Below are 24,553 nucleotides of genomic sequence, written 5' to 3'. Positions count from 1 at the left end.
ACCGGCTATGTATGTGGCGCTCCGCATAGTGTCTCATCGCCATGGCGGATCGGGCCAGGGAGATACGTCACAGGCGATATGCGGTGTACGTCCGCAAAAGAGGGGTGCTCCGGGCACCCAGGGGGCTACAGGGCCGCGCCGAAGACCATGCCGAGCCCGTACGTGACGGCCGCGGCGGCGCCTCCCAGGGCGAGCTGGCGCAGCCCGCTGAAGAGCCAGCCGCGCGCGGTCACCCGGGCCACCAGGGCGCCGCAGGCGAAGAGCCCGAGCAGGGCGAGCAGCACGGCCGGCCAGAGGGCGGTCGCCCCGAGCAGGTACGGCAGGACCGGGAGCAGCGCGCCGAGCGCGAACGAGCCGAACGACGAGACGGCGGCGACCGCGGGCGAGGGCAGGTCGTCGGGGTCGATGCCGAGCTCCTCGCGGGCGTGGATCTCCAGGGCCCGGTCGGGGTCCTTCGACAGCTGCATCGCGACCTCGCGGGCGAGGGCGGGCTCGACGCCCCGGGAGACGTAGAGCGCGGCGAGCTCCTCCATCTCGTCGACCGGGTGCTTGCGCAACTGGCGGCGCTCGACGTCCAGTTCGGCCTGGACGAGCTCGCGCTGCGAGGCGACGGAGGTGTACTCGCCGGCCGCCATGGAGAAGGCGCCGGCGGCGAGGCCCGCGAGACCGGTGACGGCGACGGTGCCGGAGGAGACGGCGCCGCCCGCGACGCCGGTCATCAGGGCGAGGTTGGAGACGAGCCCGTCCATCGCGCCGAAGACCGCCGGACGCAGCCAGCCGCCGTTCACGTCGCGGTGCGTGTGGTTGTCGCGGTGGGCCTCGTGCAGTGGCGCCCGGGCCTCGATGACGGACATGGTGCTCCCCTCTCCGGGGCGGACCGGAACGGGTCCGCCTCCCCCTCAACTACCCTCGAAAATACGCTCGATGTAAGGGGCGTGCCAGCAAGGCAGGCCGTACTTACTGAGGCTCGCCTCACCGGCGGTCCGGATCCTGGCGGGGTGTCAGGCGGGTGACAGAGACGTTTCCCCGGCGAGTTCGCGGGCGGTGGTGGCACAGATCCAGGCAACGGGGCGCCGCCGGTGCGCCTCCCCGGGGAAGGAGCCGCCGCACATGGTCACCACCACCACACGCGACACGCGGGAACGGGCGAGGGGGGCGCTCCTCGGCCTCGCCGTCGGCGACGCGCTCGGCGCGCCCGCCGAGAACATGCGGCCCTCCGAGATCCGCCGCCGCTGGGGCCGGATCGAGGGCTTCGTGACGGAGAACCCGGCGGGCACGGACGACACCGAGTACGCCGTCTTCTCGGGGCTGCTGCTCGCCCGGCACGGCTCGGCCCTCACCGTCCGCCACGTCGAACGGGCCTGGCACCGCTGGATCGCCGACCTCGACGAAGGACCCTTCCGGGGCGCGGGCTTCTCGGAGCGGGGCACCCTGGAGAACCTCCGGCGGGGGCTCGCGGCGCCGATCTCCGCGCAGCACCGGCACGCCTGGAGCGACGGCCTCGCGATGCGCGCGGCGCCGTTCGGGGTGTTCGCCGCCGGGCGCCCGGCGGAGGCGGCGCGGCTCGTCGCGATCGACGGCAGCGTCAGCCACGAGGGCGAGGGCATCTACGGCGGCCAGGCGGTCGCGGCGGGGGTCGCGGCGGCGATGGCGGGGGCGAGCGTGACCTCGGTGGTCGCGGCGGCCCTCTCCGTCGTCCCGATGGACTCGTGGACGGCCCGCTCGCTGCGCCGCGCGGTCGTGGCGGCCCGGCGGGTCCAGCCGGACCCGCTCGTCCGCGAACGCCAGGTCCGCTCGGCGGTCGTCATCGGCGGCTACCCGTGGACGGACCTGGCTCCGGAGGCGGTGGGCCTGGCGTTCGGCGCCTTCGTGGCGGCCCGCGGGGACTTCCGTACGGCCGTCCTGACCGCGGTCAACATGGGCCGCGACGCCGACACCACGGCGGCGGTCGCGGGCGCCCTGACCGGCGCGATGTCGGGCGCCCGGGCGATCCCGGCGGAGTGGGCCACGGCCATCGCCCCGGTCACCGGCAGCTGCCTCCCCTCCATGCGCGGCTACCACGTCCTGGACATCGCGGACCTCCTGACCCCGGAGGAGGCGGCATGAACCCGAACACGAACCCGCTGGACCCGCCGGGGGTAGGAGCGACGGTGGCGGGAGCCGGCACGGGCGCGACCCCGAGCACACCGGTAGTCAGTACGGCCCCGAGCACACCGGGAGCCGCCTCCGCCGCGGGACCACCCGCCCCCTTCGCGGGTACGGCTCCGACCCCCGGCGGCGGGGGCGGTGCCACCCCGACCGCATCCACCGCCATGGGCACGGGCCCGGGGGTCGGCCTCGTCACCACCCTGGACAGCACGGCACCGGGCACGGACACCGCCGCCACCCCTGCGGGCAGTCGTCCCGCCGGGCGTGGGGGTGCCCCCTCCGGGGGAGGGTGGGCACAGGCCCCGGTGCGGGGCACCGGCCTCCTCTACGAGGCCCACGAGGACCCGGCGGCACCCCCGGTGCGGGACCCGCACGAGCGGACCTCGACGCCGGCCGCCCAGGTCCCCCCGAGGCGTGACGCCGTCGAGGGGCTCCTGCTCGGGCTCGCCGCGGGCGACGCCGCCGGGTGGCCCGCCGCGCGGCACCGGGCCGCCCGGATGCCCGAGTGGACCCGCCGCCTCACCCGGGAGCTCGACACCTTCGCGGAGCAGAACGCGACGACCACCCTCCCCGTCCCCATCGCCCTCAACCAGCCCCCCGAGCCCCTCCGGCTCGGCCCCTCCGACGACGCCGAGTGGGCGGCCTTCACCGCCGAGGCGATCCTCGCCTCCACCGCCCCCGCCCTCGCGGGACTGCCCCCGGAACGCCGCCTCCGCGCCGCCGTCGACCTCGCCTGGAACGCCCTCGCGGGCCAGGTCGCGGCCGCCGCCGACCGCGCCCCCGAAGTCGAGTCCGCCGTCCTCCCCCTCCGCGCCCGGATCTCCGTCCGCGCCGGTCTCGGCAACCTCGCCACCGGTCTGCGCCCGCCCGCGACCGGGCACGACAACCCGCACTACTTCGACGACGCCGCCTGCGTACGGGCCGCCGTCCTGGCCCTCGTCCACCCGGGCGACCCGCGCGCCGCCGCCGAACTCGCCGAGTTCGACGCCCGGTACACCCAGGACGGCGACGGCGTCCACGGCGCCCGCGCGACGGCGGCGGCGGTCGCCGCGGCCCTCGGCGGGGCGACGGTCGACGCGTGCGTCGAGGCGGCGCTCGCCGAACTCCCGCCCGCCACCGAGATCGGCCGCAACGCCCGGCACGCCGTGGAGCTCGCCCGGTCCGCCGACTCGGCCTTCGCGCTGGTCCCGCTCCTGGAGCACCAGATCGTGGACCACGTCTACAGCTACGGCGTCGCCGCCGCCGAGACCGTCCCGGTCGCCCTGGCCCTCGCCCTCGCCGCCCGGGGCGAGATGACGGCCGCGGTACCGGCCGCCGCCTGCCTCTCCCGGGTCGCGGACTCGGCCCCGGCGCTCGCGGGCGCGCTCACCGGGGCGCTCGGCGGCGGCCGTTCGGTCCCGGCGAGCTGGCGCGCGGCCTGCCGGACGCTCGCGGGCTGCGCGCTGCCCCGGCTCGCGGGGACGGACCTGGTGGAACTCGCCGGACTGCTCGGAGCCACGGAACCGGCCACCCCAGGTGGACAATTCCGACATGGAACCCACACTGGACGTGCCCACCCCGGCTGTACGCACACCGAAAGCGCCGACCGCACCGGGCGCACCGGGCCTTCCCACCCTGGATGACCGGATCACCGGCAGCCTCCTCGGGGCCGCCGTCGGCGACGCGCTCGGCGGCCCCGTCGAGGGCTACACCCCCGAGCAGATCCTGGAGCGCCACGGCGGCCGCGTCACCGGGATCGTCGGCCCCTGGAACGGCGACGCCTGGCGCACCGCCCGCCCCATCGCCCCGTACCACAAGGGCGACGGGCACGTCACCGACGACACCCTGATGACCCACACCCTGATCCGGGTGTACGAGAAGGTCCGCGGCCACCTCGACGCGTACGCGGTCGCGGACCACCTCGTCCCCGAGCTCATGAACTCCCCCGTCTGGATCCCGGAGCTGGAGGCCGAGGCGCTGCCGCTCCAGCGGATCTTCCTCGCCGAGAAGTGGATCGTGACCCGGCTCCACTACGGCCACGTGGACCCGCGCGAGGCCGGCAGCGGCAACGTCGTCAACTGCGGCGCCGCGATGTACATGGCGCCGGTCGGGCTCGTCAACGCCGCCAACCCGCAGGCCGCCTACGCCGAGGCCCTCGACCTGGCGGGCGCGCACCAGTCCTCGTACGGCCGGGAGGCGGCGGGCGTGTTCGCGGCGGCGGTGGCGGCGGCCTGCGTGCCGGGCGCGACCCCGGCCTCGGTCGTGGACGCGGCCCTGTCGCTCGCGAAGGACGGCACGGAGGCGGCGATCGAGGCGGTGGCCGAAGCGGCCTCCGGCCACACGGACTTCGAGACCGCCCTCACTCCGCTGCGCAGGGCGGTCGCCCCCTTCGACACGGTCGGCCCGGACTACCGCGCGCCGTCCCTCGGCGCCCGGCGCCCCTCCCGGCTCCACGCGATCGAGGAGCTGCCGATCGCCCTGGGGATGCTGCTCGTCGGCGCGGGCGACTTCCGGCGCACGGTCCTGGGCGCGGTCAACTACGGCCGGGACTGCGACTCGATCGCCACGATGGCGGGCGCGATCGTGGGCGCGCTGCACGGCGAGGCGGCCGTGCCCGCCGACTGGGCGAAGCGGGTGGCGGAGGCGAGCCGCCTCGACCTGCACGCCCCGGCACGGGCCCTGGCCGGGGTCGCCCGCGAGGTCTTCGCGCGGGACGCGGAGGCGCGCCGGGCGCACGAGTCGGCGTTCGCGGCGCTGACGGGCACGGACCGGTGAACCTCCGGGTGACCTGGGTCCAGCCGGAGGACCTGGTGGGCCACGAGCTCCGGCAGGCGGCGGAGGACGGCCGCGACGCCCGCGCCCCGGCGGCCCGCTGGGCGGCGGCGGGCGGCCCGCCCGCCCCGGAGACGGCCGGCGCCTCCGCCACCCCCCGCCCGGACCTCCGCCCCCTGGCGGAAGAACTCCTGGACGCCCTGGCCGCGCTCCCCTCCCCCCTCGCGGAACACGAACCGACCGCCCTCCCGGACATCCGCGCCCTGACCACCGCCCCCACCGGAACTCCCCACCCCGCCCCCGGAAACGAAGCCGGACGCCCCCCGACGCCGACGCCGGACCCCCCGTCCGGGGACCGCGCGGCCCCGCACCCGGCGCCGGACCCCTCCCCGCCCGAAGCGCCAGGCACCCGGGGTCCCGAGAACACGCCCTTCCGGAACGCCCCGCCCGAAGCCCCGGACCCCCGGGAGCCCGGAAGCCCCAGGAGCCAGGAAACCCACGCGGCAACGGCCCCCGGGCCCAGCGGGCTTCCCAGGCCCGGCGAACTCCGTGGGACCGGCGGACTCCCCCGGCCCGGCGAACCACCCGGGGCCGACAGGCTCCCCGAGCCCGACGGGCTCCCCGGCCCCACCGCCACCCCCGCGCCGCCGGGCGCGAGCCCGGGGAACCGGGCCGTGGACGACCCCGCCCTCCTCCCCCGTCTGCACGCCGCCTGGCTCGGGCGGGCCGTCGGATGTCTGCTCGGCAAGCCCGTCGAGAAGCTGCCCCTGCCCGCGATCCGCGCCCTCGCCCGCGCCACGGGCAACTGGCCGCTCACCACCTGGTTCACCGCCCGGGGCGTACCCCCCGAACTGCTCGCCGCCCACCCCTGGAACCGGCGTTCCGCCGCCACCTCCCTCGCCGAGAACATCGACGGGATGCCCGAGGACGACGACCTCAACTACCCCCTCCTGGGCCTCCTCCTGCTCCAGCGGCACGGCCGCGACTTCACCACCGCCGACGTCGCCCGCCTCTGGCTCGACGAACTCCCCGCCGGCCGCACCTTCACGGCCGAGCGCGTCGCCTACCGCAACCTCCTCGACGGCGTCGAACCCCCGCTGACCGCCGTCCGCCGCAACCCCTTCCGCGAGTGGATCGGCGCCCAGATCCGCGCCGACGTGCACGGCTGGACCCGTCCGGGCGACCCGGTCGCCGCCGCCGCGCAGGCGCACCGGGACGCGGTGCTCACCCACACCGGCAACGGCGTGTACGGCGCCATGTTCGTCGCCGCCACGGTCGCCGCCGCCGCGTCCGGCACCGCCGACGTCCACCGGGCGCTCGCCGCCGGGCTCTCCGTGGTCCCGCCGCGCTCCCGCCTGGCGCGGGCGGTCCGCCGGGGCATCGCGCACGCCCGCGCCCACGCCGACTTCGACGCCGTCGTGGACCTGCTCCACGCCGAGCTCGGCGGGTACCACTGGGTCCATGCCGTCCCCAACGCCGCCCTGCTCGCCGCCGCCCTCACCCACGCCGACGGCGACTTCTCCCGCTCCGTCTGCGCGGCGGTCTCGGGCGGCTGGGACACCGACTCCAACGGCGCCACCGCCGGCTCGGTCGCCGGGCTGCTCGCCGGCCGTCCCGACCGGCTGCCCGAGCGCTGGACCTCCCCCCTCAAGAACCGCCTGTCGACCTCGGTCCCGTCCTTCGACGGCATCGGTTTCGACACCCTGGCCGAACTGACACACCTGGAGGCAGTACGCCCATGACCAGCATCGTCGTGCTCGGCAGCACGAACATGGACCTCGTCGCCTACGTGCCCAGGGCCCCGGCCCTCGGCGAGACCGTCACCGGCCGCTCCTTCCGTACGATCCCCGGCGGCAAGGGCGCCAACCAGGCCGTCGCCGCCGCCCGAGCCGGGGCCGAGGTGGCGATGATCGGCGCGATCGGCACGGACGGCTTCGGGGCGCAGCTCCGGGCCACCCTGGAGCACTGCGCGGTGGACACCGACCTGCTGCGCACCGTCGAGGGCCCCTCGGGCACCGCCCACATCGTCGTGGACGACGAGGGCGGCAACGCGATCGTCGTGGTCCCCGGCGCCAACGGCACCGTCACCTCCCTCAGCCACGGCGACGAGGCCCTCATCGGCACCGCCGACTCCCTGCTCCTCCAGCTCGAACTGCCCCTCTCCGTCGTCGTGGAGGGCGCCACGGCCGCCCGCCGGCTCGGCGTCCGCACGGTCCTCACCCCCTCCCCCGCGCGGCCGCTCCCGCCCGAACTCCTCGCCGTCACCGACCTGCTGGTGCCGAACGAGCACGAGGCCGCCGCGCTCACCGGCCTCACCGACCCGCGCGCCGCGGCCGAGGCCCTGCTGCGGGACGTGCCCGAGGTGGTGATCACCCTGGGCGCGGCCGGCAGCCTCCACGCGGCGCGCGGCGCCGAACCGGTCGCCGTGCCCGCCCGCCGGGTCCGGGCCGTGGACACCACCGGCGCCGGCGACACCTTCGTCGGCGCCCTCGCGGTCGCCCTCGGCGAGGGCCGCCCCGCCCCGGAGGCGCTCGCCTGGGCGCAGACCGCCGCCGCGCTCTCCGTCCTGCGGGAGGGCGCGTCGACCTCGATGCCGTACCGCGTCGACATCGAAGGGGCCTTCCGCTCCCCCGACACCCTGGAGGCCGATCCCGTATGACGACTCTCCCCACACAGGACACCGCGCCGGAAGCCGCCCCCGTCCCGCCCCTCCACGGGCTGCGCGTCCTGGACCTCGCGACCCTCTTCGCCGGGCCGCTCGCCGCGATGATGCTGGGCGACTTCGGCGCCGACGTCGTCAAGGTCGAGCACCCCCGCAAGCCCGACCCGTCCCGGGGCCACGGCCCCGCCAAGGACGGCGTCGGCCTGTGGTGGAAGGTCCTCGGCCGCAACAAGCGGACGATCACCCTCGACCTGTCCACGCCCGGCGGCCGCGACACCCTCCTCGCGCTCGCCGCCGACGCCGACGTGATCGTGGAGAACTTCCGCCCCGGCACCCTGGAGCGCTGGGGCCTGGGCTGGGAGGAGCTCTCCACCGCCAACCCGCGTCTGGTCCTCGCCCGCGTCACCGGCTTCGGCCAGTTCGGCCCGTACTCCCACCGCCCCGGCTTCGGGACCCTCGCCGAGGCGATGAGCGGCTTCGCCGCCATCACCGGCGAGCCCGGCGGCCCGCCGACCCTGCCCCCCTTCGGCCTGGCCGACTCGATCGCCGCCCTGGCCACCGCGTACGCCGTGATGACCGCGCTCACCGCCAGGACGACGACCGGCCGCGGCCAGGTCGTCGACATGGCGATCATCGAACCGATGCTCTCCGTCATCGGACCCCACCCCCTCTGGTACGACCAGCTCGGCTACGTCCAGCCCCGCACCGGCAACCGCTCCCGCAACAACGCCCCGCGCAACACCTACCGGACCGCCGACGGCTCCTGGGTCGCCGTCTCCACCTCCGCGCAGTCGATCGCGGAGCGGGTCCTGGGCCTGGTCGGCCGCCCGGAGCTGATCGACGAGCCCTGGTTCGCCGACGGCGCGGGCCGGGCCGCGCACGCGGACGTCCTGGACGAGGCGGTCGGCTCCTGGATCGCCCGGCACACCCGCGACGAGGCCATGGCGGCCTTCGAGAAGGCGGAGGCCGCCATCGCCCCCGTCTACGACGTCCGGGACGTCCTCGACGACCCGCAGTACCAGGCGCTCGGCACCGTCACCGAGGTGGAGGACCCCGAGCTGGGGCCGATCCGGATGCAGAACGTCCTCTTCCGGCTCTCCGAGACCCCCGGCGGCATCCGCTGGCCCGGCCGCCCGCACGGCGCCGACACCGCCGCCGTCCTCGCCGAGCTCGGCCTCACCCCCGCCGAGATCGGCGCCCTCCGCGAGCAGGGGGCGGTATGAGCGGCACCCGCGGCGTCCGGAACCTCGGCCGGGTCAGCGGCCCCCGCGAGCGGACCGGCGCGCCCGTCGCGAGCGGCACCGCCGGGCCGCACACCCCCCTCACCTGGCTGTACGCGCCCGGCGACCGGCCGGAGGTGGTGCGCAAGGCGCTGGCGTCCGGCGCCGACGTCGTGATCGTCGACCTGGAGGACGCGGTCGCCCCGCACCGCAAGGCATACGCCCTGGACGCCACCGCCGATCTCCTCGCGGACGTCCACCCCGTCCCGGTCCACGTCCGCGTCCACACCCCGCTCGACATCCCCGTCCTGACCCCCCTCCCCGGCCTCTGCGGTCTCCGTCTCCCCAAGGTGACACACGCCACCGACATCCACCGGATCGCCGGCCTGGCCCCGGGGCTGCCCCTCTATCCGCTCCTGGAGAGCGCCCTCGCCGTGGAGAACGCGTACGCCGTCGCCTCCGCCCACCCCGCCGTGCGCGGCATCGCACTCGGCGAGGCCGACCTCCGCTCCGACCTGGGGGTACGGGAGGACGCCGGGCTCGACTGGTCGCGCGGCCGGCTGGTGGTCGCGGCCCGCGCGGCCGCCCTGCCGCCCCCGGCCCAGTCGGTCCATCCGCACGTCCGCGACCTGGAGGGGCTGGCCGCCGACTGCGCCCGGGGCCGGGCGATGGGCTTCCTCGGCCGGGCGGCGATCCACCCCCGCCAGCTCCCGGTCATCGAGCGCGCCTACCTGCCCACCCCGGAGGAGGTCGACGCGGCCCGGGAGATCGTCGCCGCGACCGGGCAGGGCGCGCTGGCCCTCCCGGACGGCCGGTTCGTGGACGCGGCGGTGGTGGAGGGCGCCCACCGGGTCCTCGCCCTCGCCGCGCGGGCCGGGTGACCCGTACCCCCGCACGCGGAAGGGCCGCCGGAACCTTTCGGCTCCGGCGGCCCTTCCGGTCGCTGCGGGCGGCGCTCAGCTCTTGCCGGCTCCGTGCCCCGCCTCCTTGCCGTTCGTGCCGTCCTTGCCGAGGTCGACGGCGTCCGGGTCGGAGCCGGTGCCGGATCCGGTGTCGGCGGAGGCGTCCGGCTTCCCGGCCTCCTCCGAGTCCCCGGCCTCCTCCGAGGCCTCCGCCTTCTTCTCGGCCTTCGGCTCCACGATCTCCTCGCGGCCCGGGCGGAGCCGGGAGGAGACGACGATGTAGACCACCGCGAGCACGAAGACGACGATGGCCGTCCACACGTTCAGGCGCAGGCCGAGCACGTGGTGCGCCTCGTCGACGCGCATGTACTCGATCCAGCCGCGGCCCGCGCAGTACGCGGCGACGTAGAGCGCGAAGGCGCGCCCGTGGCCGAGCTTGAAGCGGCGGTCGGCCCAGACGACGAGGAGGGCGACGCCGACGCACCAGAGCGACTCGTACAGGAAGGTCGGGTGGTAGGTCCCGGCGTCGCGGTTCACGCCCTCGGTGATCTTCAGGGCCCAGGGCAGGTCGGTCGGCCGGCCGTACAGCTCCTGGTTGAACCAGTTGCCCCAGCGGCCGATGGCCTGGGCGAGGGCGATGCCGGGCGCGATGGCGTCGGCGTACGCGGGGAGCGGGATGCCCCGGCGGCGGCAGCCGATCCAGGCGCCCACCGCGCCGAGCGCGATGGCGCCCCAGATGCCGAGGCCGCCCTCCCAGATCTTGAAGGCGTCGACCCAGTTCTCACCCTCGCTGAAGTACAGCTGGTAGTCGGTGATCACGTGGTACAGGCGTCCGCCGACGAGGCCGAAGGGCACCGCCCAGACGGCGATGTCGGCCACGGTGCCGGCGGTGCCGCCCCGGGCGATCCAGCGCTTGTTGCCGTACCAGACGGCGACGAAGACACCGATGATGATGCAGAAGGCATAGCCGCGCAGCGGGATCGGTCCGAGGTGGATCACGCCGGTCGACGGGCTGGGAATGTAGGCAAGGTCCATGGCAGGTCCGACGCTACCCTGCCGGGCGGGCGCGGTGGCGGCCCGCCCGGCAACGTCTGGGTAACTAACCCCGGCGGGCGGACCCGCCGGGGGCGGTTCAGCCGGCCGACGGGGAGGCCGTGCCGGGCTTCTTGCCCTCGTTGGCCTCGGCGACCCACTTCTTCAGGTTCTCCGGGGAGAGCTGCTCGTTCCCCTTGGTCGGGAAGATCGATTCTCCGTTGAGCAGGACGGTCGGGGTACCGCGGAAGCCGCCCTTCTGGAAGGCCTCGTTGGACTTCACGACCCAGCTGTCGTGCGTGCCGTCCTCCACGCAGCTGCGGAACGCGGGCGTGTCGAGGCCGGGGACCTTCGCCGCCAGCTCGATCAGCTTCTCGTTCTTGCCGAAGGCGTCGTCCGTCTCCTGCGGCTGGTTGATGTAGAGCGTGTCGTGGTACGCGGTGAACTTGCCCGCGTCCTGGGCGCACGCGGCGGCGTTCGCGGCGCGCAGCGAGCCGCTGCCGCCCATGTTCCCGTCGATGAGGGTGGCGAGGTGGTACTCGGTCCTGAGCTGCCCGGAGGCCTCCAGCTCGTGGATGGAGTCCCGCATCACGTTCTCGAACTGGGCGCACGCCGGGCAGCGGAAGTCCTCCCAGATCTGGAGGGTGGCGGGGGCGTCCGGCCGGCCGGTGGGGACGGCGGGCTTGTCGCCCTCGACGGACCCCGTCGGCGCGACCACGGGCCCGGCCTTGTCGGATCCGCCGCCCTTGTCGGCGTTCGCGGCGATCACGCCGACGACCGCGGCCAGGGCGAGGACGCCGACCACCGCCGACGACACGATCAGGACGCGTCGCTGCCTGTCACGGGCCTTGTCGCGCTCGCGCTGCTGCTGAAGGCGCTCCCGCGCGTTCCGGTTGCCGTCACCACGGCTGTTCTGACTCACGCCCCGGTCAACGAACCGGGGAGGCACGTACGCGCCTCCCCGGTCCCAGATCCACCCGTACGGGTTACGAATCCCGGCGGACGCCCTCGGCGAGTTCGGCCGCCAGTTCCCTTACGGCGGCGAGTCCGGCGGCCTCGTCGCCGTCGGCGTCGAGGATCCGCTTCACGAAGGCGGAGCCGACGATGACGCCGTCGGAGAAGGCGGCCACCTCCTTGGCCTGGGCGGCGTCGGAGACGCCGAGTCCGACGCAGACCGGGAGCGTGCGGCCGGGCTCGACGGTGGCGCGGGTGCGGCGGACCAGGTCGGCCGCCTGCTCGCCGACCGACTCCCGGGTGCCGGTGACGCCCATGAGGGAGGCGGCGTAGACGAAGCCGGACCCGGCGGCCGTAATGGTGGCGAGGCGCGCGTCCCTGCTGCTGGGCGCGACGACGAAGACGGTCGCGAGACCGTGCTTGTCGGCGTGCTCGCGCCAGAGCGCGGACTCCTGGACCGGCAGGTCGGGCAGGATGCAGCCCGCGCCGCCGGCGGCGGCGAGCTCCTCGGTGAAGCGCTCGACGCCGTAGCGGTCGATCGGGTTCCAGTACGTCATGACGAGGACCGGCTTGCCGGTGGCCTCGTGGGCCTCGCGGACCGTGCGCATGACGTCGGCGATCCGGACGCCGCCGCGCAGGGCGATGTCGTCGGCGGTCTGGATGACCGGGCCGTCGAGGACGGGGTCGCTGTGCGGGAGGCCGACCTCGACGACGTCGGCGCCACCGTCGAAGACGGCCTTGACGGCCGCGATGCCGCCGTCGACGGTCGGGAAGCCGGCCGGGAGGTAGGCGATGAGCGCGGCCCGGTCCTCGGCCTTCGCGGCGGCGAGGGTGTCGCTCAACAGCTGGATGTTGCCGCTCACTTGGCGTCCCCCTCGATCTCGGCGGTGTCGTCGGCGCCGGCGTCGGCGGCGACCTCGGCGTCGGTTTCGTACAGGCCGAAGTAGCGGGCGGCGGTGTCCATGTCCTTGTCGCCGCGCCCGGAGAGGTTGACGACGATCAGGCCCTCGGGGCCCAGCTCCTTGCCGACCTCGATCGCCCCGGCGAGGGCGTGCGCCGACTCGATGGCCGGGATGATGCCCTCGGTGCGGGAGAGCAGGCGCAGGGCCTGCATGGCGGCGTCGTCGGTGACGGCCCGGTACTCGCCGCGGCCGCTGTCCTTGAGGTAGGCGTGCTCGGGGCCGATGCCGGGGTAGTCGAGGCCGGCCGAGATCGAGTACGGCTCGGTGATCTGGCCCTCGTCGTCCTGGAGGACGTAGCTGCGCGAGCCGTGCAGGATGCCGGGCTCGCCGGCGGTGAGGGTGGCCGCGTGCTCGCCGGTCTCGACGCCGTGGCCGGCCGGCTCGCAGCCGATCAGGCGCACGCCGGCGTCGGGGACGAAGGCGTGGAAGAGGCCGATGGCGTTGGAGCCGCCGCCGACGCAGGCGACGGCCGCGTCGGGGAGGCGTCCGGCGCGCTCCAGGATCTGGCGGCGGGCCTCGACGCCGATGACGCGGTGGAAGTCGCGGACCATGGCGGGGAAGGGGTGCGGGCCGGCGACGGTGCCGAAGAGGTAGTGCGTGCGGTCGACGTTGGCGACCCAGTCGCGGAAGGCTTCGTTGATGGCGTCCTTGAGGGTCCGGCTGCCGGACTTCACGGCGACGACCTCGGCGCCGAGCATCCGCATCCGGGCCACGTTCAGCGCCTGGCGCTGCGTGTCGATCTCGCCCATGTAGATGGTGCAGTCGAGGCCGAAGAGGGCGCAGGCGGTGGCGGTGGCGACGCCGTGCTGTCCGGCGCCGGTCTCCGCGATGACCCGGGTCTTGCCCATGCGCTTGGTCAGGAGGGCCTGGCCGAGCACGTTGTTGATCTTGTGCGAGCCGGTGTGGTTGAGGTCCTCGCGCTTGAGGAAGATCCGGGCGCCGCCGGCGTGCCCGGCGAACCGGGGGACCTCGGTGAGGGCGCTCGGGCGGCCCGTGTAGTTGACCATGAGGTCGTTGAGCTCGCGGGCGAACTCGGGGTCGCCCTTCGCCTTGTCGTACTCGACGGCGACCTCGTCCACGGCGGCGACGAGGGCCTCCGGGATGAACTTGCCGCCGTAGGCGCCGAAGTAGCCCTCGACGGTGGGGACCCGACCCTCCGGGTCCGGAATGAAGAACTCGCTCGACATGCGGTTGCTCCTCGCGGGGCGGTGCCCCGGGATTACGTGTGGGTGATGGTCACGGTATGCGCGCGGTCCACTCGCGTACGCCAACGCGGTCGCCGGTGCGGGGCGCCGTTACGGGCTACCGCCCGCGAGGACGGCGCCCGGGCGAGCGCCCTGACGTTGCCCTCGCCGGTGCGGTTGCCCTCGCCGGTGCGGTTGCCCTCGCCGGTGCCGGGACGGTGCCCGGGCGATGCCCGCAGCCTGGCCGTGGGCCTCCGCCCCCTCCGTTGTGGGCAGTCGTTCCGCTGGGGCGGAACGGGTGGGCACAACGGAACGGCGCCCCTTGCCGGGCCCAGGCTCCTGCGCCTTGAGCCGCACCCTGTGCACGCCGCGCCGGTGGTGCGGGTGGGTACAGGTGCGGAGGCGCCCGCAGAGGGCGCCGTCCCGTGTGCCCACCCGTCCCGCCCTGCGGGACGATTGCCCACACGGGGGGGCGGAGCTGCCCCGCACGGACAGGTGCCCCGTTGAGGCAGGGCCCGCACGGGCTGAGTGGTCGGAGAGGCGGAGGTGCTAGGCGTTGGTGGCGCGCGCGGGGCGCGGGCGCCATCGCATTCCGTTGACCTGGCCGGGCTCGTCGCCGATCACGTACCGCACCCGGCGGCCGAGGACCCGCCGGGCGGGTGCGCGGCAGCCGCGCGGGCGGCAGCCCCGGGCCAGGGGGGCGTGCGCGGGAACGGGCGCGGCGGCGGTGCGGAGCCGTCCGCGGCGCCCGGGTGCCGACGGCACGGCGACGCTCCCCCGGGCGGTGCCCGGAGGGGTCGGCGCGTCGTGGCGGGGGGTCATGGTCCGGTCAGCTCCGGCCGTGGCGGAGGGCCGGGTGGGCACCGGCGGCGACCAGGTCGGCGACGGCGGCCTTCGGGTCGCGGCCGGTCACCAGGGACTCGCCCACGAGGACCGCGTCGGCGCCCGCGTTGGCGTACGCGATGAGGTCGTGCGGGCCGCGGACGCCGGACTCGGCGACCTTCACGATGTGGCCCGGGATCTCGGGGGCGACGCGCTCGAAGGTGGAGCGGTCGACCTTGAGGGTCTTGAGGTTGCGGGCGTTGACGCCGATGATCCGGGCGCCGGCGTCGACGGCGCGCTCGACCTCGTCCTCGTCGTGCACCTCGACCAGCGGGGTGAGCCCGATGGACTCGGCCCGCTCGATGAGGGAGACGAGGGCCTCCTGCTCCAGGGCGGCGACGATGAGGAGCGCGAGATCCGCTCCGTACGCCCGCGCCTCCCAGAGCTGGTACGCGGTGACGATGAAGTCCTTGCGCAGGACCGGGATGTCGACCTTGGCGCGGACGGCCTCCAGGTCCGCGAGGGAGCCGCCGAAGCGGCGCTCCTCGGTGAGGACGGAGATGACGGCCGCGCCGCCCGCCTCGTAGTCGGCGGCGAGTCCGGCCGGGTCGGCGATCGCGGCGAGCGCGCCCTTGGACGGGCTGGAGCGCTTGACCTCGCAGATCACCTTGACGCCGTCGCCGCGCAGTGCGGCGACGCCGTCCTTGGCCTGCGGCGCCTTGGCGGCGCGCTCCTTGAGCTCGTCGAGGGTGACCCGCGCCTGCCGCTCTGCGAGGTCGGCGCGCACGCCTTCGATGATCTCGTCGAGCACACTCACGCGAGGGGCCCCCTTCCGGGACGGTGTTGATGAACCAGGTTCAGCCACATCGATCCTATCCGCAGGACGGCCCCGGTCTCGCATCGACCGGAGCCGCGTCCCATCTGCTGGGACGTCCGGCCGGGGTTCCGGCGGGCCTTCACGGGACCAGCGCGGAGCCGAGGGGAAGGTTTCTGACCAGGGTGAAGAGGGCGAGGACGGCGCCGATCCCCCACCACCAGACCGGGGGGACCGCGAGGCGCGTCGGCACGCCCCGGTAGGCGCGAACCAGCCACAGGACGGCGACGACGGCGAACACTCCGTAGCCGACGACGGCGAGGGCGTTGGCCCCGAGGGCGGTCGGGAGGTCGCCGTGGGCGAAGGCGTGGGCGCTGCGGAGACCGCCGCAGCCGGGGCAGTACAGGCCGGTGAGGCGGAACAGCGGGCAGACGGGGTAGTGCCCGGGTTCGTTGGGGTCGACGGCCCCGACGTACGCGAACGCCGCGACGACTCCGGCGAGCGCCCCCACGGGCGCGAGCAGACGCCGCGCGCGCGACCGGGGAGGGGCGGACGGTGCCGGGGCCGCGACCGAAGCCCCCCAGGTCGGTTCCGGGGCCCCCCGGGCCGGGTCCGGGGCGGACGGGCCCCCGGGCGAAGGGGCCGGGACATTCGTGTCCCCGGGTTCCGCCGACCGGGTGCGGTGGGCGGGGGCGGTCGTGGGTTCGGGCGTCGGGTGTGGGTCCACGCGGTGATTCTCGCCCCTCACGCGCGAGGGCGCAGCCCGGCGTCGCCGGACCGCGCCCTCGGAGGCGTGGGGTCGCGTCAGGAGCGGGCCCGCGCGGTGGTGGTCGCGGCCTCGCGCGCGGCGACGACGTCGGCCGACTGCTTCGGCATCCCGAGGCCCGCGACCTTCATCGCTCCGCCGACGACGCCGCCGAGGACGACGACGGCCATGCCCGCCCAGAAACCGGGCACGTTGGCGGCCACCATGAAGACCCCGGCGATGCAGAAGCCGATGAAGGAGATGATGACACCGGTCCAGGCGGCCGGGGTGTGTCCGTGGGCGCTGCCCGCCATGAGTTGCTCCTCGTTGCTGTTGCTCGGTGGTGAGGTCACGCGTGCGCGGACGCTCGGCGCTCATTGTCCCGCATGCGGGCGCGCGAGGATGAATCGGGGGTACCGGGACGATCACGCGTCGCGGTCGGCCCCGGCCCGTCAGCCCCGGGTGGGGTCCTCGCCGCGGTCCAGGGCCTTCCAGAGGTCCTCGGGCCGGTCGGGGTCGGCCGTGGGGGCCTTGCGGGCGGCGCGCGGGGCGCCGGAGCGCTCGTAGCGGCCTCCCATGGCCGGCCAGTTCTTGCCGAAGCGCAGGGCGAAGAGGCCGGCGAGCAGGATGAGGGCGGCGCCGGCGGCGGTCACGTACGGCCAGGCCGTGTGGGTGAGGCCGGCGACGGCGGCGGCCGTGTCGCCGCTGATCCGGGCGGCCTCGGCGTCCAGGGCGGCCCGGTCCGACGCGCCGAGGACGGCGGCGAGCGCGGCGCCCGCGCCGCTCAGCGCGAGGAGCGCGGCGACGAGGGTGCGGCCGGTGCGGCGGACGGCGAAGACGGCGAAGAGCGCGGCGAGGCCGACGATCGCGAGGGCGGTCGGCACGCCGGTGACGGTGCCGCCGTCGGCCTCGACGGGGACGCTGCCGCCGCCGACGGACGCGGTGCCCTCCGCCCAGATCTGCCCGGCGGAGAGCAGGACGACGGTGGCGCCGAGGGCGCCGAGGAGGAGGGCCGCGGCCAGGCTGCGACGGCCACCGGAGGGGGCGGCCGCTCGGGCGGCCCGGGGCTGGGGTACGGGTACGGCACTCACGTACCCCACTATCCCCTACGGGCTCAGGTGGCGTTCATCCGGTTGGCGGTGTGGACGGCGCGGAGCACGGCCGCGGCCTTGTTGCGGCACTCGTCGTCCTCGGCGACCGGGTCGGAGTCGGCGACGACACCCGCTCCGGCCTGCACGTACGCGGTGCCGTCGCGGAGCAGGGCGGTGCGGATGGCGATGGCGGTGTCCGCGTCGCCGGCGAAATCGAGATAACCGACACATCCGCCGTACAGGCCGCGACGGGAGGGTTCGAGCTCCTCGATGATCTGCATGGCGCGCGGCTTGGGGGCGCCGGAGAGCGTCCCGGCGGGGAAGCAGGCGGTGAGGACGTCGAAGGCGGTGCGGTCCTCGGCGACCCGGCCGGTGACGGTGGAGACGATGTGCATGACGTGGGAGTAGCGCTCGATCGACATGAAGTCGACGACCTCCACGGAGCCGGGGGCGCAGACCCGGCCGAGGTCGTTGCGGCCGAGGTCGACGAGCATGAGGTGCTCGGCGCGCTCCTTGGGGTCGGCGAGCAGCTCCTCGGCGAGGTCGTGGTCCTCCTGCGGGGTGGCGCCGCGGTGCCGGGTGCCGGCGATGGGGTGCAGGAGCGCCCGTCCGTCCTCGACCTTGACGAGGGCCTCGGGGCTGGATCCGACGACGTCGAAGCCGTTCTCGAAGCGGAAGAGGTACATGTACGGGGACGGGTTGGTGGCCCGCAGGACCCGGTAGACGTCGAGCGCGGAGGCGGTGCAGGGGGTCTCGAAGCGCTGCGAGGGCACGACCTGGAAGGCCTCGCCGGCCCGGATGCGCTCCTTCACGTCCTCGACGGCGTCCTGGTAGGCCGGGCCGCCCCAGAGGGCCGAGTACTCCGGCAGTTCGGAGGCGGGCAGGGCGGTGGGGGCGGTGGCGACCGGGCGGGCCAGGTCGGCCTCCATCGCGTCGAGGCGGGCGACGGCGTGCGCGTACGCCTCGTCGACGCCGGTCTCCAGGTCGTTGTGGTTGATCGCGTTGGCGATCAGGAGGACCGAGCCGTCCCAGTGGTCGAGGACGGCGAGGTCGCTGGTGAGGAGCATGGTGAGCTCGGGGAGCTCCAGGTCGTCGCGGCCGTGCTCGCCGATCTTCTCCAGGCGGCGGACGATGTCGTAGCCGAGGTAGCCGACCATGCCGCCGGTGAAGGGGGGCATTCCGGACGCCAGGTCGCGGGGGGTGTGGAGGGTCTCGACGGTGGCGCGCAGGGCCCGGAGCGGGTCGCCGTCGGTGGGGACGCCGACGGGCGGGGTGCCGAGCCAGTGGGCCTCGCCGTCCTTCACCGTCAGGGTGGCGTCGCTGCGGACCCCGATGAAGGAGTAGCGGGACCAGCTGCGTCCGTTCTCCGCGGATTCGAGGAGGAAGGTGCCGGGGCGTTCGGCGGCGAGCTTGCGGTAGAGCCCGACCGGGGTGTCGCCGTCCGCGAGCAGCCTGCGGCTGACGGGGATGACGCGGCGGTCGGCCGCCAGCTTGCGGAAGGTGTCGAGATCCATGGCACCGGACCTTACTGGGATACGGGGAGCACGTCGGCGTCGAAGCAGGTGCGGGCGCCGGTGTGGCAGGCGGCTCCGACCTGGTCGACCTTGACGAGGAGGGTGTCGGCGTCGCAGTCGAGGGCGACGGACCTGACGTGCTGGACGTGCCCGGAGGTGTCGCCCTTGACCCAGTACTCGTTGCGGCTGCGGGACCAGTAGGTGCAGCGGCCGGTGGTGAGGGTGCGGTGCAGGGCCTCGTCGTCCATCCAGCCGAGCATCAGCACCTCGCCGGTGTCGTACTGCTGGGCGATGGCGGGGACGAGTCCGTCCGGGCTGCGCTTGAGGCGGGCGGCGATCGCCGGGTCGAGATTGCTGCTCATGGCGCCATTGTGCCGCGCCCGGGGGCGGTGTCCGGCGGGCGTCCACTGGGCGGACCGCCGGGGCCCGCCGTACGCTGGCGGACATGTCGACCCATGCCAAACGTGAACGTCTCCTGCTGGCCGACCTGTTGGAAGCGGCCGGTCCCGACGCGCCGACGCTCTGCGAGGGCTGGCGGACCCGGGACCTCGCGGCCCACGTGGTGGTGCGGGAGCGGCGGCCGGACGCGGCGGCCGGTTCGCTCGTGCCGTTGCTGAAGGACCGGCAGGACCGGGTGCAGGCGGAGTTCGCCGACAAGCCGTACGACGAGCTGATCCGGCTGATCCGTACGGGCCCGCCGAAGTTCTCGCCGTTCACGATCAAGCAGGTGGACGAGGGGGCGAACGTCGTCGAGTTCTACGTGCACGCGGAGGACGTGCGGCGGGCCCAGCCCCACTGGTCGGCCCGCGAGCTGGACCCGGTCTTCGCGGACGCCCTGTGGTCCCGCCTGGAGCGCACGGCCCGGCTGCTCGGCCGCAAGGCCCCGGTGGGCCTGGTGCTGCGCCGCCCGGACGGGCAGACGGTGGTCGCCCACAAGGGCACCCCGGTGGTGACGGCCTCCGGGGAGCCGGGCGAGCTGACGATGTACCTGTACGGGCGGCAGGACGCGGCGAAGGTGGCGCTCGACGGCGAGCCGCAGGCGATCGAGCGGCTGCGGGAGACGAAGCGGCTGGGGATCTGAACCGGGCCGGCCGGGCGGGCCGTCACCCCTTCGGCAGTTCGGCGCGGCGCAGGGCCGGGGTCAGGAGGCCGTAGAGGCCCGCCAGGGCGCAGACGGCGGCGCTGGCCGCGAAGACCGGGCCGGTGCCCCACAGGCCGATCGCGGCGCCCGTGACCGGGAAGGTCAGCGGGGCGAGGCCCAGGCTGCACAGGCCCGCGACGGCGGAGACGCGGCCGAGGTACGCGGGGTCGCACGCGGTCTGGAGGAGGGCGCCGGCCAGTGCTCCGGAGAGCCCGGCGAGCAGGCCGACGGAGAACGCGAGGAGCACGGCGGCGGGCAGCAGCGGGGCGTGGGCGAGCGCGCCGACCGAGACGGCGCCGAGGGTCATGGTCCCGCCGAGGACGGCTCCGGCGCGCGGGACCCGGCCCTTGACGCCGAGCAGCAGCGAGGAGGCCGCCGCGCCCGTGCCGAAGCCGGCGAGGATCCAGCCGATGCCGGAGGCGCCCCAGCCGCGCTGGTCGGCGAGGAGCGCGAGGCCGACGTTGAGGGGGCCGACGAAGCCGAGGTCGCTGAGGGCGATGACGATCATGAGGGGTCCGAGGACCCGGTGGCCGCGCAGGTAGCGCAGTCCGTCGGTGAGGTCGCCGAGGACGGTGTTCCTCCGGGCCGGCGCTCCGGTCGCGGCGGGCAGCGGGTTCAGCCGGAGGCCGAGCAGCAGGGGCAGGGAGAGCGCGAAGAGCAGTCCGGCGGCGGCGAACGCGGCGCCGGGTCCGCCGAGGGCGACCGCGAGGCCGCCGAGCGGGGCGCCGAGGACGGCTCCGGCGCGCTGGCCGAGGCCGCGCATCCCCTGGACGCGGGCGAGCTGGTCGCGCGCGGCGATCCGGGGCGGCAGGGCGCCGACGGCGGGCAGGAAGAGGGCGTCGAGGACGCCGAAGACGAGGGCGACGGCGGCGAGCACCCAGAGGGTGGGCGCGGTGGCCAGGACGAGCGCGGCCAGGGCGAGGACGACGAGGCAGCGGACGGCGTCGGAGGCGATGACGACCCGGCGGGGGCCGAAGCGGTCGGCGATCACTCCCCCGCCGAGCATGAGCAGGGCCCGGGGCACGGCGGAGACGGCCAGGACGAGTCCGGCCTGCGCCGGGGTGCCGCCGCTGACGGCGGCCCAGGAGAGGGCGAGGTGGTAGACGCCGTCGCCGAGGGTGGAGGCGGTGTAGGCGCCGAGCCAGCGCAGGACCCGGGGGTCGCGGTGGGCGGGCCGCGGCGGGGCGGCGGCGAGGACGGCGGCGCTCATGCGCGGTAGGGGAAGCCGTTGAGGTGGACGGCGACGTTCTCGCGGCCCTCGGTGTCACCGGCCTCTTCGGCGGCGCGGGCCCGGCGGTCGTACTTCTCGACGACGGCGTCCAGTTCGGCGGTGAGCGCGGCGAGTTCGGGGGCGGTGAGGCGGGGCAGCCACTCGGAGCTGGTGGAGGCGGCGCGCCACTCGGCGGACCAGGTGTGCCGCTCGTCGAGGAAGCGGGCCTGCATCTCGCCGCGCTGCGCCTCGACCGTACGGCTGAAGGCGGCGTTGGCGGCGACGAGTTCGGGGGCGTCGCGCATGTCCTCGTCGTGGATGCTGAAGCCGTAGGAGCTGGGCTGCCACCAGCGTTCGCGGCCGTCCGTGGAGCGGGCCTCCGCCTCTTCGACGAGGCCGTGGTCGGCGAGCTTGCGCAGGTGGTAGCTGACGAGGGAGACGGCTTCGTCGACCTGCTCGGCGAGCTGGGAGGCGGTGGCGGCGCGGGCCGTGAAGAGGGCGCGGTAGAGGCGCATCCGCAGCGGGTGGGAGACGGCCTTGAGGGTGCCGAGGTCGGTGATCCGGCGGTTCTCCGGTGAGGTCATGCCCACGACCCTAGATGCGAAAGAAAAGTTGCACAACTAAAATTGCGAAATAAATATTGCACGTCCGGGCGTGAAGAAGGGCCCCCGAGGGGGCCCTTCCGGGAAGCGGAACCGGGTCTCAGCGGACCGGGTGGCCCGCTTCCCGCAGCGTCTCCTTGACCTGGGAGATCCGCAGGTCACCGAAGTGGAAGACGGAGGCCGCGAGCACCGCGTCCGCGCCCGCCGCGACGGCCGGCGGGAAGTCGGAGAGCTTCCCCGCGCCGCCGGAGGCGATCACCGGCACGGTCACGTGCGCGCGCACGGCCGCGATCATCTCGGTGTCGTAGCCGTCCTTCGTGCCGTCCGCGTCCATCGAGTTGAGCAGGATCTCGCCCGCGCCGAGCTCGGCCGCGCGGTGCGCCCACTCGACGGCGTCGATGCCGGTGCCCTTGCGGCCGCCGTGCGTGGTGACCTCGAAGGAGCCGGTCGCGGTGCGGCGCGCGTCCACGGACAGGACGAGCACCTGGCGGCCGAAGCGCTCCGCGATCTCCCGGATCAGCTCGGGGCGCTCGATGGCCGCGGTGTTCACGCCGACCTTGTCGGCGCCGGCCCGCAGCAGCTTGTCGACGTCCTCCGCCGACCGGACGCCGCCGCCGACCGTGAGCGGGATGAAGACCTGCTCGGCGGTGCGGCGCACCACGTCGTAGGTGGTCTCCCGGTTGCCGGAGGAGGCGGTGATGTCGAGGAAGGTCAGCTCGTCGGCGCCCTCGGCGTCGTACAGCTTCGCCATCTCGACGGGGTCGCCCGCGTCCCGCAGGTTCTGGAAGTTGACGCCCTTGACGACCCGGCCGTTGTCCACGTCCAGGCAGGGGATCACGCGTACGGAGAGGCTCACGCGCCCTCCCCCTGGTAGGCCTCGACCTCGACCTCGACGACCAGGCGGGGGTCGACGAAACCGGAGACGATGATCATCGAGGCGGCCGGGCGGACGGCGTCGAACAGCTCCTTGTGGGCGCGGCCGACCTCCTCCACGTCCCGGGCGTGCGTGAGGTACATCCGGGTCCGGACGACGTGCTCGGCGCCCAGGCCCAGCTGCCCCAGCGCGGCGAAGGCCACGTGGAAGGAGTTGACCGCCTGGTCGTACGGGCCGCCGTCGGCGATCTGGCCGTCGACCACCGACGTGCAGCCGGAGACCAGGACCGTGCCGTTCGGCAGCTCGACCGCGCGGGAGTAGCCGAACTGCTCCTCCCAGGGGGCGCCGGTGACGACCTTCTTGACGCCGTCGGTCATGCGGAAGCCACCGCCTCCAGGGCCTCCTCCAGGGTGAACGCCTCGGCGTACAGCGCCTTGCCGACGATCGCGCCCTCGACGCCCAGCGGGACCAGGCCGGACAGGGCCCGCAGGTCGTCCAGGGAGGAGACGCCGCCGGAGGCGACGACGGGCTTGTCGGTGGCCGCGCAGACGTTCTTCAGGAGCTCCAGGTTGGGGCCCTGGAGGGTGCCGTCCTTGGCGATGTCGGTGACGACGTAGCGGGCGCAGCCCTCGGAGTCGAGGCGGGCCAGCGTCTCGTACAGGTCGCCGCCGTCGCGGGTCCAGCCCCGGCCGCGCAGGGTCGTGCCGCGCACGTCCAGGCCGACGGCGATCTTGTCGCCGTGCTCGGCGATGACCTTGGCGACCCACTCGGGGGTCTCCAGGGCGGCGGTGCCGAGGTTGACGCGGGTGCAGCCGGTGGCGAGGGCGGCGGCGAGCGAGGCGTCGTCGCGGATGCCGCCGGAGAGCTCGACCTTGATGTCCATGGCCTTGGCGACCTGGGCGATCAGTTCGCGGTTGTCGCCGGTGCCGAAGGCCGCGTCGAGGTCGACCAGGTGCAGCCACTCGGCGCCGGAGCGCTGCCAGGCGAGGGCCGCTTCGAGCGGGGAGCCGTAGGAGGTCTCGGTGCCGGACTCGCCGTGCACGAGGCGGACGGCCTGGCCGTCGCGGACGTCGACGGCGGGGAGGAGTTCGAGCACGTTCGTGGACGACACGGTCACAGGGTTCCGATCCAGTTGGTGAGGAGCTGGGCTCCGGCGTCGCCGGACTTCTCGGGGTGGAACTGGGTCGCCCACAGGGCGCCGTTCTCGACGGCCGCGACGAAGGGCTCGCCGTGGGTGGCCCAGCTGACCTTGGGAGCGCGGATGTTGGGGTTGCCGACCTCCAGGGTCCACTCGCGCACCCCGTAGGAGTGCACGAAGTAGTACCGGGCGTCGGCGTCGAGCCCGGCGAACAGCTCGCTGTCCGCGGGCGCGTCGACGGTGTTCCAGCCCATGTGGGGGACGACGGGGGCGTCGAGCGGCTCGACCGTGCCGGGCCACTCGTCGAGGCCCTCGGTCTCCACGCCGTGCTCGATGCCCTGGGCGAAGAGGATCTGCATCCCGACGCAGATGCCCATGACGGGCCGGCCGCCGGAGAGGCGGCGGCCGACGATCCAGTCGCCGCGGGCCTCCTTGAGCCCCCGCATACAGGCGGAGAAGGCGCCGACGCCGGGGACGAGGAGCCCGTCGGCGTTCATGGCGCGTTCGTAGTCGCGGGTGATCTCGACGTCGGCGCCGACCCGGGCGAGGGCGCGCTCGGCGGAGCGCACGTTGCCGAAGCCGTAGTCGAAGACGACGACCTTCTTGGGGCTTCCCGATGCGCTCATGACCACACGTCCAGACGGAGCACGCCGGCGGCGAGGCACATCGCGGCGCCGAGGGAGAGCAGCACGATGACGCCCTTGGGCATCTGCTGTTTGGCGAAGGAGTAGATGCCGCCGAGCAGGAACAGCCCGACGACGATCAGGATGGTGGAGAGGCCGTTCAC

General features: G+C 75.0%; 27 protein-coding genes. 8 read left to right on the top strand and 19 right to left on the bottom strand.

From position 1 onward, the window contains the following. Positions 1-125: 125 nt before the first annotated feature. Positions 126-854 carry a VIT1/CCC1 transporter family protein gene (locus ACIQVI_RS11740; protein WP_403594088.1) on the bottom strand — a complete coding sequence of 243 codons (729 nt, stop codon included), beginning with the start codon at positions 852-854 and terminating at the stop codon, positions 126-128. Positions 855-1,110: 256 nt separating this feature from the next. Between ACIQVI_RS11740 and ACIQVI_RS11735 the strand changes: the two genes are divergently transcribed. The 7 genes from ACIQVI_RS11735 (at position 1,111) to ACIQVI_RS11705 (ending at position 9,662) form a co-directional block, all read left to right on the top strand. After that, positions 1,111-2,106, top strand: a complete 996-nt coding sequence (locus ACIQVI_RS11735) for an ADP-ribosylglycohydrolase family protein (RefSeq protein ID WP_351972135.1) — start codon at positions 1,111-1,113, stop codon at positions 2,104-2,106. A 206-nt stretch (positions 2,107-2,312) separates the two neighbouring features. Then, positions 2,313-3,770, top strand: a complete 1,458-nt coding sequence (locus ACIQVI_RS11730) for an ADP-ribosylglycohydrolase family protein (protein WP_403594543.1) — start codon at positions 2,313-2,315, stop codon at positions 3,768-3,770. Then, positions 3,679-4,902, top strand: a complete 1,224-nt coding sequence (locus ACIQVI_RS11725) for an ADP-ribosylglycohydrolase family protein (RefSeq protein WP_403594084.1) — start codon at positions 3,679-3,681, stop codon at positions 4,900-4,902. Before ACIQVI_RS11730 ends, ACIQVI_RS11725 begins: the two co-directional genes overlap by 92 nt. A gap of 188 nt (positions 4,903-5,090) precedes the next feature. Beyond that, positions 5,091-6,641: an ADP-ribosylglycohydrolase family protein gene (locus ACIQVI_RS11720; RefSeq protein ID WP_403594540.1), complete on the top strand. Its 1,551-nt coding sequence runs from the start codon at positions 5,091-5,093 to the stop codon at positions 6,639-6,641. After that, positions 6,638-7,558: a ribokinase gene (gene rbsK, locus ACIQVI_RS11715; protein WP_403594081.1), complete on the top strand. Its 921-nt coding sequence runs from the start codon at positions 6,638-6,640 to the stop codon at positions 7,556-7,558. The genes ACIQVI_RS11720 and rbsK overlap by 4 nt, the downstream gene beginning before the upstream one ends. Beyond that, positions 7,555-8,784: a CaiB/BaiF CoA transferase family protein gene (locus tag ACIQVI_RS11710; protein WP_403594078.1), complete on the top strand. Its 1,230-nt coding sequence runs from the start codon at positions 7,555-7,557 to the stop codon at positions 8,782-8,784. Before rbsK ends, ACIQVI_RS11710 begins: the two co-directional genes overlap by 4 nt. Next, positions 8,781-9,662: an aldolase/citrate lyase family protein gene (locus ACIQVI_RS11705; RefSeq protein ID WP_351974248.1), complete on the top strand. Its 882-nt coding sequence runs from the start codon at positions 8,781-8,783 to the stop codon at positions 9,660-9,662. Before ACIQVI_RS11710 ends, ACIQVI_RS11705 begins: the two co-directional genes overlap by 4 nt. A gap of 75 nt (positions 9,663-9,737) precedes the next feature. Here the strand turns inward: ACIQVI_RS11705 and lgt are convergent, their stop codons facing one another. The 11 genes from lgt to hisI all read right to left on the bottom strand — a co-directional run bounded on the left by lgt (position 9,738) and on the right by hisI (position 19,163). Continuing rightward, positions 9,738-10,718, bottom strand: coding sequence for a prolipoprotein diacylglyceryl transferase (lgt, locus tag ACIQVI_RS11700; RefSeq protein WP_403594075.1), 981 nt, complete (start codon positions 10,716-10,718; stop codon positions 9,738-9,740). A 97-nt stretch (positions 10,719-10,815) separates the two neighbouring features. Next, entirely contained in the window at positions 10,816-11,637 is an 822-nt protein-coding gene (locus ACIQVI_RS11695; protein ID WP_403594072.1) for a DsbA family protein, read from the bottom strand. A 64-nt stretch (positions 11,638-11,701) separates the two neighbouring features. After that, positions 11,702-12,532: a tryptophan synthase subunit alpha gene (gene trpA, locus ACIQVI_RS11690; protein ID WP_403594069.1), complete on the bottom strand. Its 831-nt coding sequence runs from the start codon at positions 12,530-12,532 to the stop codon at positions 11,702-11,704. Further along, the gene (gene trpB / locus ACIQVI_RS11685; protein WP_403594066.1) at positions 12,529-13,818 is read right to left on the bottom strand and encodes a tryptophan synthase subunit beta; all 1,290 of its coding nucleotides are present in this window, start codon (positions 13,816-13,818) and stop codon (positions 12,529-12,531) included. Before trpB ends, trpA begins: the two co-directional genes overlap by 4 nt. Before the next feature lie 546 nt (positions 13,819-14,364). After that, the gene (trpM, locus tag ACIQVI_RS11680) at positions 14,365-14,637 is read right to left on the bottom strand and encodes a tryptophan biosynthesis modulator TrpM (RefSeq protein WP_351970515.1); all 273 of its coding nucleotides are present in this window, start codon (positions 14,635-14,637) and stop codon (positions 14,365-14,367) included. Positions 14,638-14,644: 7 nt separating this feature from the next. Then, positions 14,645-15,454 (bottom strand): indole-3-glycerol phosphate synthase TrpC, encoded by an 810-nt coding sequence (trpC, locus tag ACIQVI_RS11675; RefSeq protein ID WP_351970489.1) that lies wholly within the window; start codon positions 15,452-15,454, stop codon positions 14,645-14,647. Between the two features lie 139 nt (positions 15,455-15,593). Further along, on the bottom strand, positions 15,594-16,178 hold the full coding sequence (locus ACIQVI_RS11670; RefSeq protein WP_403594062.1) for a DUF2752 domain-containing protein: 585 nt from the start codon (positions 16,176-16,178) through the stop codon (positions 15,594-15,596). A 77-nt stretch (positions 16,179-16,255) separates the two neighbouring features. Further along, on the bottom strand, positions 16,256-16,510 hold the full coding sequence (locus tag ACIQVI_RS11665) for an HGxxPAAW family protein (protein ID WP_062756547.1): 255 nt from the start codon (positions 16,508-16,510) through the stop codon (positions 16,256-16,258). A gap of 138 nt (positions 16,511-16,648) precedes the next feature. Beyond that, a complete protein-coding gene (locus ACIQVI_RS11660) occupies positions 16,649-17,296 on the bottom strand; it encodes a TIGR02234 family membrane protein (RefSeq protein ID WP_351970491.1) in 648 nt (215 codons plus the stop codon). Between the two features lie 14 nt (positions 17,297-17,310). Further along, positions 17,311-18,801 (bottom strand): anthranilate synthase component I, encoded by a 1,491-nt coding sequence (locus tag ACIQVI_RS11655; RefSeq protein ID WP_351970492.1) that lies wholly within the window; start codon positions 18,799-18,801, stop codon positions 17,311-17,313. An 11-nt stretch (positions 18,802-18,812) separates the two neighbouring features. Next, entirely contained in the window at positions 18,813-19,163 is a 351-nt protein-coding gene (gene hisI, locus ACIQVI_RS11650) for a phosphoribosyl-AMP cyclohydrolase (RefSeq protein WP_053646379.1), read from the bottom strand. 83 nt (positions 19,164-19,246) lie between these two features. Between hisI and ACIQVI_RS11645 the strand changes: the two genes are divergently transcribed. Continuing rightward, entirely contained in the window at positions 19,247-19,882 is a 636-nt protein-coding gene (locus tag ACIQVI_RS11645) for a TIGR03085 family metal-binding protein (RefSeq protein WP_351970493.1), read from the top strand. 22 nt (positions 19,883-19,904) lie between these two features. Here the strand turns inward: ACIQVI_RS11645 and ACIQVI_RS11640 are convergent, their stop codons facing one another. The 7 genes from ACIQVI_RS11640 to ACIQVI_RS11610 form a co-directional block, all read right to left on the bottom strand. Next, positions 19,905-21,152, bottom strand: coding sequence for an MFS transporter (locus ACIQVI_RS11640; protein WP_403594057.1), 1,248 nt, complete (start codon positions 21,150-21,152; stop codon positions 19,905-19,907). Next, on the bottom strand, positions 21,149-21,736 hold the full coding sequence (locus ACIQVI_RS11635) for a helix-turn-helix domain-containing protein (protein WP_351970495.1): 588 nt from the start codon (positions 21,734-21,736) through the stop codon (positions 21,149-21,151). Before ACIQVI_RS11635 ends, ACIQVI_RS11640 begins: the two co-directional genes overlap by 4 nt. Positions 21,737-21,854: 118 nt before the next feature. After that, positions 21,855-22,610: an imidazole glycerol phosphate synthase subunit HisF gene (gene hisF / locus ACIQVI_RS11630; protein ID WP_389666225.1), complete on the bottom strand. Its 756-nt coding sequence runs from the start codon at positions 22,608-22,610 to the stop codon at positions 21,855-21,857. Continuing rightward, positions 22,607-23,005 (bottom strand): RidA family protein, encoded by a 399-nt coding sequence (locus tag ACIQVI_RS11625; RefSeq protein ID WP_403594053.1) that lies wholly within the window; start codon positions 23,003-23,005, stop codon positions 22,607-22,609. Before ACIQVI_RS11625 ends, hisF begins: the two co-directional genes overlap by 4 nt. Next, a complete protein-coding gene (gene priA, locus ACIQVI_RS11620) occupies positions 23,002-23,739 on the bottom strand; it encodes a bifunctional 1-(5-phosphoribosyl)-5-((5-phosphoribosylamino)methylideneamino)imidazole-4-carboxamide isomerase/phosphoribosylanthranilate isomerase PriA (RefSeq protein ID WP_351970498.1) in 738 nt (245 codons plus the stop codon). Before priA ends, ACIQVI_RS11625 begins: the two co-directional genes overlap by 4 nt. A gap of 2 nt (positions 23,740-23,741) precedes the next feature. Further along, a complete protein-coding gene (gene hisH / locus ACIQVI_RS11615; protein WP_351970499.1) occupies positions 23,742-24,392 on the bottom strand; it encodes an imidazole glycerol phosphate synthase subunit HisH in 651 nt (216 codons plus the stop codon). Continuing rightward, a complete protein-coding gene (locus tag ACIQVI_RS11610) occupies positions 24,389-24,553 on the bottom strand; it encodes a hypothetical protein (RefSeq protein WP_163013881.1) in 165 nt (54 codons plus the stop codon). The genes hisH and ACIQVI_RS11610 overlap by 4 nt, the downstream gene beginning before the upstream one ends.

The organism is Streptomyces sp. NPDC098101 (assembly GCF_044760185.1).
In the GTDB taxonomy this organism is placed as follows: domain Bacteria; phylum Actinomycetota; class Actinomycetes; order Streptomycetales; family Streptomycetaceae; genus Streptomyces.
The sequence above is the reverse complement of the archived record's forward strand: the minus strand, read 5'-3'. Positions and strand labels throughout refer to the sequence as shown.

Excerpts from the sequence above, each read along its gene's own strand:
- ACIQVI_RS11730 (WP_403594543.1), top strand. The coding sequence starts at position 2,313 with ATGGGCACGGGCCCGGGGGTCGGCCTCGTCACCACCCTGGACAGCACG.
- rbsK (WP_403594081.1), top strand. The coding sequence starts at position 6,638 with ATGACCAGCATCGTCGTGCTCGGCAGCACGAACATGGACCTCGTCGCC.
- ACIQVI_RS11705 (WP_351974248.1), top strand. The coding sequence starts at position 8,781 with ATGAGCGGCACCCGCGGCGTCCGGAACCTCGGCCGGGTCAGCGGCCCC.
- ACIQVI_RS11645 (WP_351970493.1), top strand. The coding sequence starts at position 19,247 with ATGTCGACCCATGCCAAACGTGAACGTCTCCTGCTGGCCGACCTGTTG.
- ACIQVI_RS11655 (WP_351970492.1), bottom strand. The coding sequence starts at position 18,801 with ATGGATCTCGACACCTTCCGCAAGCTGGCGGCCGACCGCCGCGTCATC.
- ACIQVI_RS11740 (WP_403594088.1), bottom strand. The coding sequence starts at position 854 with ATGTCCGTCATCGAGGCCCGGGCGCCACTGCACGAGGCCCACCGCGAC.
- ACIQVI_RS11625 (WP_403594053.1), bottom strand. The coding sequence starts at position 23,005 with ATGACCGACGGCGTCAAGAAGGTCGTCACCGGCGCCCCCTGGGAGGAG.
- ACIQVI_RS11735 (WP_351972135.1), top strand. The coding sequence starts at position 1,111 with ATGGTCACCACCACCACACGCGACACGCGGGAACGGGCGAGGGGGGCG.
- trpM (WP_351970515.1), bottom strand. The coding sequence starts at position 14,637 with ATGACCCCCCGCCACGACGCGCCGACCCCTCCGGGCACCGCCCGGGGG.
- ACIQVI_RS11710 (WP_403594078.1), top strand. The coding sequence starts at position 7,555 with ATGACGACTCTCCCCACACAGGACACCGCGCCGGAAGCCGCCCCCGTC.
- ACIQVI_RS11725 (WP_403594084.1), top strand. The coding sequence starts at position 3,679 with ATGGAACCCACACTGGACGTGCCCACCCCGGCTGTACGCACACCGAAA.
- ACIQVI_RS11640 (WP_403594057.1), bottom strand. The coding sequence starts at position 21,152 with ATGAGCGCCGCCGTCCTCGCCGCCGCCCCGCCGCGGCCCGCCCACCGC.
- ACIQVI_RS11665 (WP_062756547.1), bottom strand. The coding sequence starts at position 16,510 with ATGGCGGGCAGCGCCCACGGACACACCCCGGCCGCCTGGACCGGTGTC.
- lgt (WP_403594075.1), bottom strand. The coding sequence starts at position 10,718 with ATGGACCTTGCCTACATTCCCAGCCCGTCGACCGGCGTGATCCACCTC.
- ACIQVI_RS11635 (WP_351970495.1), bottom strand. The coding sequence starts at position 21,736 with ATGACCTCACCGGAGAACCGCCGGATCACCGACCTCGGCACCCTCAAG.
- hisH (WP_351970499.1), bottom strand. The coding sequence starts at position 24,392 with ATGAGCGCATCGGGAAGCCCCAAGAAGGTCGTCGTCTTCGACTACGGC.
- trpB (WP_403594066.1), bottom strand. The coding sequence starts at position 13,818 with ATGTCGAGCGAGTTCTTCATTCCGGACCCGGAGGGTCGGGTCCCCACC.
- hisI (WP_053646379.1), bottom strand. The coding sequence starts at position 19,163 with ATGAGCAGCAATCTCGACCCGGCGATCGCCGCCCGCCTCAAGCGCAGC.